This is a genomic window from Phenylobacterium sp., assembly GCF_030651755.1.
Classification (GTDB): domain Bacteria; phylum Pseudomonadota; class Alphaproteobacteria; order Caulobacterales; family Caulobacteraceae; genus Phenylobacterium.
Genome location: NZ_JAUSBZ010000115.1, coordinates 1 through 6,290, shown reverse-complemented (window position 1 = coordinate 6,290; position 6,290 = coordinate 1). Strand labels below are relative to the sequence as shown.

Sequence of the window (6,290 nt, the reverse complement as noted above, 5' to 3'; positions counted from 1 at the left end):
AACCGGGTCCAGGTGATCGCCGGCAATGTCGCCACCTATGACGGCGCTCGCGCCCTGATCGACGCCGGCGCTGACGCGGTGAAGGTCGGCATCGGCCCTGGCTCCATCTGCACCACCCGTGTGGTGGCCGGGGTCGGCGTGCCGCAGCTGACCGCCATCATGGACGCGGTCCGCGCCTCAGGGGATTCCGGCGTGCCGGTGATCGCCGACGGCGGGATCAAGTATTCCGGCGACCTGGCCAAGGCGCTGGCCGCCGGGGCCCAGGTGGCGATGATGGGCTCGGTCTTCGCCGGCGTCGACGAGGCGCCGGGCGAGGTGTTCCTGTATCAGGGCCGCTCCTACAAGGCCTATCGCGGCATGGGCTCCCTGGGCGCCATGTCCCGGGGCTCGGCCGACCGTTACTTCCAGAAGGAAGTCTCCGACGCCCTGAAGCTGGTGCCTGAAGGCATCGAGGGACAGGTGCCATTCAAGGGGCCGATCGCCCCCATCGTCCACCAGATGGTCGGCGGCCTGCGGGCGGCCATGGGCTATGTGGGGGCCGGCAACCTGCAACAGTTCCGGGAACGGGCGCGGTTCATCCGCATCACCGGGGCGGGCCTGCGCGAAAGCCACGTCCATGACGTCATGATCACCCGCGAGGCGCCCAACTATCCGAGCGGGATCTAGACCATGACCATGGCTCTGGAGCTCAAGCTGCTCGCCGTCGCCGTCGTGATCGGCCTGATTCAGATCCTCTGGGGCGCAGCTGCAGCGCGCCGCCAGCAGGGTCTGAAGTGGGCGGCCGGCCCACGGGACGAGGTGCGGCCCATCGACGGCGTCGCCGCCCGTCTTGACCGGGCCCTGCGCAACTTCCTCGAGACCTTCCCCTTCTTCGCCGCGGCGGTGATCGTGGCCTATCTGGGTGGAAAGCTCGGGGCTCTGACCCTGTGGGGCAGCGTGCTCTATGTGGCGGGCCGCGCCCTCTATGTTCCCCTCTATGCGGCCGGCGTTCCCACGGTGCGCAGCCTCGTCTGGTTCGCCGCCATGATCGGCCTTGGCATGGTGGTGGCGGCCATTTTCCTGTGAGGCGGCCCAGTGCGTGACGGCGGACGGCTGGCTGCGGCCATAGAGGTTCTGGACGACATCGAGACCCGTCACCGACCTGCGCGCCTGGCCCTGAAGACCTGGGGCGAGCGATCGCGGTTCGCCGGCTCCAAGGACCGGGCCTTCGTCTCGGGCCTGGTGCTGGATGTCCTGCGCAAGCGACGCTCCCTGGGCTGGCGGATGGGGGCGGACTCCAACCGCGCGGCCGCGATCGCCGCCCTGAAATTCGAATGGGGCTGGACCAGCCAGGCCGTCGCCGAGGCCTGCGCCGACGAGGAGCATGGGCCTGGCGCCCTAAGCGAGGCGGAGGCTGCGGCCCTCGAGGCGCCGGCCGATCTGTCGGGCGCCCCTGATCCGGTGCGCGGCGACTATCCCGACTGGCTGGATGAAGACCTGGGCCGCGCCTTTGGCGATCGCCGGGTCGCCGAGGCCCAGGCGCTGGCTCAGCGTGCGCCCGTCGACCTGCGGGTCAATCTGTTGAAGACCGACCCGGTCCGGGCGCTCAAGGCCCTGTCGCCCCTGGGCCCTGAGACTGTGGACCTGCTAGAGGGCGCCATCCGCATCCCGGCGCCCGACCCGTCGCGGCGGGCGGGCGCGGTGGAGACCATCCCCGCCTTCTCAAAGGGCTGGTTTGAAGTTCAGGACCTGGGCTCCCAGATCGCGGCCGCCTGCGCCGGAGAGGTGAAGGGCCGTCAGGTCCTCGACCTCTGCGCCGGCGGCGGCGGCAAGACCCTGGCTCTGGCCTCGGCCATGGGCAACACCGGCCAGATTTACGCCTATGACTCCGACGCCCGGCGCCTGACCGACACCATTCGCCGGGGGGAGCGGGCCGGGGTTCGCAACCTGCAGATCCGTTCGCCGGTGAACGCCGAGCCCCTGGCGGGTCTGGAAGGCAAGATGGACGTCGTCTTCATCGATGCCCCCTGCTCAGGCTCAGGCTCCTGGCGGCGGCATCCCGACACCAAGTGGCGCCTGAGCCCTGAGGCGCTGGAGCGCCGCATGGCCGACCAGGACCAGGTGCTGGACCACGGGGCGAGCTTCGCCCGGGTGGGGGGGCGGCTGATATATGTCACCTGCTCCATCCTTCCGCGGGAGGACGAGGACCGGGTGGAGGCCTTCCTGGACCGGCAGGCCGGCGCCTTCACCGTCCGGCCCGCCACCGACCGAACCGAACTTGCCCCCTGGCTCACGCCGCAGGGCTATCTGCGTCTGACGCCGGCCGGCGCCCAGACGGATGGCTTCTTCGTCGCCGTGCTGGAGCGTGCGCGCTAAACCGACCGAATGACCAAGGCCCCCGCCATGACCGAGCTTCTCGAACCCAACCACGAGCGCGTCCTGATCGTCGATTTCGGCAGCCAGGTGACCCAGCTGATCGCCCGACGCCTGCGGGAGAACGGTGTCTATTGCGAGATTCATCCCTTCGACAAGATCGAGGCGATGCTGGACGTCTATGCGCCCAAGGCGGTGATCCTGTCGGGCGGGCCGGCCAGCGCCCACGAGGATGAGGCCCCGAAGGTCACGCCCAAGGTGTTCGAGCTCGGCGTCCCGGTGCTGGGCATCTGCTACGGCGAGATGCACATGTGCGCCAAGCTGGGCGGCGCGGTGGAGAGCGGTCACCACCGGGAGTTCGGCCGCGCCGAAATCCTGATCGAGCGTGAAAGCCCGCTGCTGGAGGGCCTGGGCGGCGTCGGCGCCAAGGAGACCGTCTGGATGAGCCATGGGGACAAGATCACCGCCATCCCCCAGGGCTTCCATGTGGTTGCGGCCTCCGAAGGCTCGCCGTTTGCGGTGATCGCCGACGAGGGCCGGCGCTTCTATGGCATTCAGTTCCACCCGGAGGTGGCGCATACGCCACGCGGGGCGCTGATCCTGCGCAACTTCACCCACAGGATCGCCGGCCTGAAGGGCGACTGGACCATGAAGGCTTTCCGCCAGGAGATGGTGGAGCGCATTCGCGACCAGGTGGGCGAGGGCAAGGTGATCTGCGGCCTGTCGGGAGGGGTCGATTCCTCGGTGGCCGCGGTCCTGATCCATGAGGCGATCGGCGACCAGCTGACCTGCGTCTTCGTGGACACCGGCCTCCTGCGGCACAACGAGGCCGAGCAGGTCGTGACCATGTTCCGCGACCACTACAATATCCCCCTGATCCATGTGGACGCGGGCGAGCAGTTCCTCGGCGAGTTAGCCGGCGTCACCGACCCCGAGACCAAGCGCAAGACCATCGGTCGGCTGTTCGTCGAAGTCTTTGACCGGGAGGCCGCCAAGATCGAAGGCGCGGCTTTCCTTGCCCAGGGCACCCTCTATCCCGACGTGATCGAGAGCGTCTCGGCCCGCGGTGGCCCGTCAGCGGTGATCAAGAGCCACCACAATGTCGGCGGCCTGCCCGACTACATGAAGCTGAAGCTGGTGGAGCCCCTGCGCGAGCTGTTCAAGGACGAGGTCCGGGCGCTGGGCGTGGAGCTTGGCCTGCCGCCGGCCTTTGTCGGCCGCCATCCCTTCCCGGGGCCGGGTCTTGCCATCCGCATTCCGGGCGAGATCACGCCTGAGGCGGTCGCCGTCCTGCAGCAGGCCGACGCCATCTATCTCGACGAGATCCGCAAGGCAGGTCTCTACGACTCCATCTGGCAGGCTTTCGCCGTCCTCTTGCCCGTGAAGACGGTCGGCGTCATGGGCGACGCCCGCACCTATGAGAATGTCTGCGCCCTGCGGGCGGTCACCTCCACCGACGGCATGACCGCCGACTTCTTCGAATTCCCCTGGGAGGTCCTGGGCAAGGCCGCCACCCGGATCATCAATGAGGTCCGCGGCGTCAACCGCGTCGTCTACGACGTGACGTCAAAACCGCCGGGCACCATCGAGTGGGAATGATTCAGGCCCGTTTGGGCCTATCGGCATCTTTCGCCAAAGTGCCACTAAGCTACTGAAATAAAAAAGTTATCTTCCGGCATCTATCGAGATCAATCGGGGGGCAGCGGCTCGCGCTGACGGCCTGCGCGACGGTATGCCGCAAACTTGCACCATGCCGCCAAGGGCGATACCGTCAGGGACATCGGCTTACATGACGGTATTTTTTAAGACCTAACACGCGGAAAACGCAAGATAAAAGGTCTAGAGGGATACCGAAATCGGGCCGACGGTATTTCTGTCGTGAAGGAGCCCGTATGCTCACCGATGTGGCGCTTAAGAATCTGAAATCACGCGAGAAAGCCTACAAGGTCACGGACCGTGACGGGCTTTACGTTCATGTTTCCACGTCGGGTACGGTGACGTTCCGATTGGACTACCGCTTGAACGGCCGGCGGGAGACGCTGACGCTGGGCAAGTACGGCCCGACCGGGATCTCGCTTGCCCGCGCGCGCGAAAAGACGATCGACGCAAAACGCGCCGTCGCTGAAGGCCGGTCGCCAGCCCAAGAGAAGCAGCGGGAGAAGCGCCGCCTCAAGGAAGCCAAGAGCTTCGGAGAGTTCGGAGAAACGTGGCTGACCAAAGCGCCGATGGCTGACAGTACCCGAGCCATGCGGCGCTCGATCTTCGAGCGTGAGCTGCTGCCGGTCTGGAAGAACCGCCTGCTGCACGAGATCACGCCGGATGATCTTCGCGCCCATTGCGGAAAGATCGTCGATCGCGGTGCTCCGGCCACCGCCATCCACGTCCGCGACATCCTCAAACAGATCTACGGATTTGCGATTCTGCACGGCGAGAAGGTGGCCAATCCGGCCGACGATGTCGGGCCGGCCTCGATCGCGACGTTCGTGCCGAAAGACCGCTCGCTGTCACCGACCGAGATTCGTGTGATGTTGAAGCAGCTCGAGCATGTCGCCACGCTGCCCACGATCCGGCTCGGTATGCGCCTCTTCCTGCTGACGATGGTGCGCAAGAGCGAACTACAGGACGCGACCTGGGACGAGATCGACTTCGAGAACGCTGTCTGGACGATCCCCAAGGAGCGGATGAAGCGATCGAAGGCGCACAATGTCTATCTGTCTCAGCAGTGCATCGACATCATGATCGCGCTCAAAACCTGCGCGGGAAATTCCCGCTACCTGCTCCCATCGCGCTACGATGCGGACGCACCCATGTCGCGCGCCACCTTCAATCGGGTGACCTATGCGGTGGTGGAGCGGGCTCAGAAAGAAGGCCTCCCGCTTGAGCCCTTCACGGTGCACGATCTGCGCCGAACCGGCTCGACCCTTCTCAACGAGCTGGGTTTCAACAGCGACTGGATCGAGAAGTGCCTGGCCCATGAAGACGGCCGCTCATCGCGCGGGGTCTATAACAAGGCCGAGTATGAGCATCAGCGCCGGCACATGATGCAGGAGTGGTCCGACATCGTAGATGCTTGGGTCGCGGGGCAGAAGCGGGCGCCGGTGCTGGTCCCGCCCACGATGGCTATGCTCGCGCCTGATCCTGCGCTTTAACGGGACGGGTCCTGCGCTTGCGCACATCCGGGTGCGGCGCTCGATCGACGCTCTGTCGCCGCGCCTTGCTCAGCCGCTCTGTCAGCCACGCTTCGACCTCGGCGAGGTCCCAGACCACACAGCGCGGCGTCAGCGCAAAGCGCCGGGGAAATTCTCCGCGCTGCTCCATCTCGTAGATGGTCGTGTCGGCCAGCGGCACGATTTGGCGTAGCTCATGCCTGCGGATCATCCGCTTCTTCAACGCATCGGACCGTGTCGACATGCTCTTTGACTCCCGGGAGGTGACGTGTCGCCTCGAATGGAGCCGATAGACCCGGCGTGAAAAGAGCTTGTGGACCGGCGTAGGGTTGCAGGCGGCTCTGGCGTGCAAATCGGCGGGGTCGTCTGTCCGCCCATAGGCGGCTACTCGGGCGCTGGCGGCAGTCCATCGATGGCGGCCACGGCATCGACCAACTGACGCCGCAAGCTTGCGAGCCCGACCGCGACGACCAGATCCTGACGATCGGCCAGCCCCAGGACGGTGCGGAGCACCAAATCGGAATGGCGCATCAGGACCACCAGGTTCTCGCCGCTGGGCCCGTTCTTGGCCTCGAACCAGTTTCGGACCGCCCGCTCGTTCGAAGCGGTGAGCTGGGCCACCGTCTTCAGCGCCGAGGGCGTGCTGCCGAACTCGGCCTTGAGCGCGAGTGCAACGGCGCGCGCGAGAGGCTGGGCCGTATCGACCGGAAAAGGATTTCCGGCTTTCGACTGAACTTTTCGGTCTTTCTCGGAGAACGACATTCGTTCTGA

Annotated in this window: 7 protein-coding genes; 5 read left to right on the top strand and 2 right to left on the bottom strand. The window is 66.2% G+C overall.

The genetic code is table 11. The features are described from left to right. The 5 genes from Q7V15_RS10795 to Q7V15_RS10775 all read left to right on the top strand — a co-directional run. Positions 1-666, top strand: a 666-nt coding sequence (locus tag Q7V15_RS10795) for an IMP dehydrogenase (protein ID WP_304755567.1), incomplete at its 5' end; no start/stop codon positions are given. Positions 667-669: 3 nt separating this feature from the next. Then, positions 670-1,065 (top strand): MAPEG family protein, encoded by a 396-nt coding sequence (locus Q7V15_RS10790; RefSeq protein ID WP_304755566.1) that lies wholly within the window; start codon positions 670-672, stop codon positions 1,063-1,065. A gap of 9 nt (positions 1,066-1,074) precedes the next feature. Further along, positions 1,075-2,355, top strand: coding sequence for an RsmB/NOP family class I SAM-dependent RNA methyltransferase (locus Q7V15_RS10785; protein ID WP_304755565.1), 1,281 nt, complete (start codon positions 1,075-1,077; stop codon positions 2,353-2,355). A gap of 27 nt (positions 2,356-2,382) precedes the next feature. Further along, complete coding sequence (gene guaA / locus Q7V15_RS10780) at positions 2,383-3,951, top strand: glutamine-hydrolyzing GMP synthase (protein ID WP_304755564.1); 1,569 nt, start codon at positions 2,383-2,385, stop codon at positions 3,949-3,951. A 293-nt stretch (positions 3,952-4,244) separates the two neighbouring features. Then, positions 4,245-5,501, top strand: coding sequence for a tyrosine-type recombinase/integrase (locus tag Q7V15_RS10775; RefSeq protein WP_304755563.1), 1,257 nt, complete (start codon positions 4,245-4,247; stop codon positions 5,499-5,501). Here Q7V15_RS10775 and Q7V15_RS10770 read toward each other — a convergent pair. Both Q7V15_RS10770 and Q7V15_RS10765 read right to left on the bottom strand, forming a co-directional pair. Further along, positions 5,473-5,763, bottom strand: a complete 291-nt coding sequence (locus Q7V15_RS10770; RefSeq protein ID WP_304755562.1) for an AlpA family transcriptional regulator — start codon at positions 5,761-5,763, stop codon at positions 5,473-5,475. The genes Q7V15_RS10775 and Q7V15_RS10770 overlap by 29 nt on opposite strands. Before the next feature lie 140 nt (positions 5,764-5,903). After that, positions 5,904-6,290: hypothetical protein (locus Q7V15_RS10765; protein ID WP_304755561.1), on the bottom strand; the 387-nt coding region annotated here is incomplete at its 5' end.

Excerpts from the sequence above, each read along its gene's own strand:
- Q7V15_RS10790 (WP_304755566.1), top strand. The coding sequence starts at position 670 with ATGACCATGGCTCTGGAGCTCAAGCTGCTCGCCGTCGCCGTCGTGATC.
- Q7V15_RS10775 (WP_304755563.1), top strand. The coding sequence starts at position 4,245 with ATGCTCACCGATGTGGCGCTTAAGAATCTGAAATCACGCGAGAAAGCC.
- Q7V15_RS10770 (WP_304755562.1), bottom strand. The coding sequence starts at position 5,763 with ATGTCGACACGGTCCGATGCGTTGAAGAAGCGGATGATCCGCAGGCAT.
- guaA (WP_304755564.1), top strand. The coding sequence starts at position 2,383 with ATGACCGAGCTTCTCGAACCCAACCACGAGCGCGTCCTGATCGTCGAT.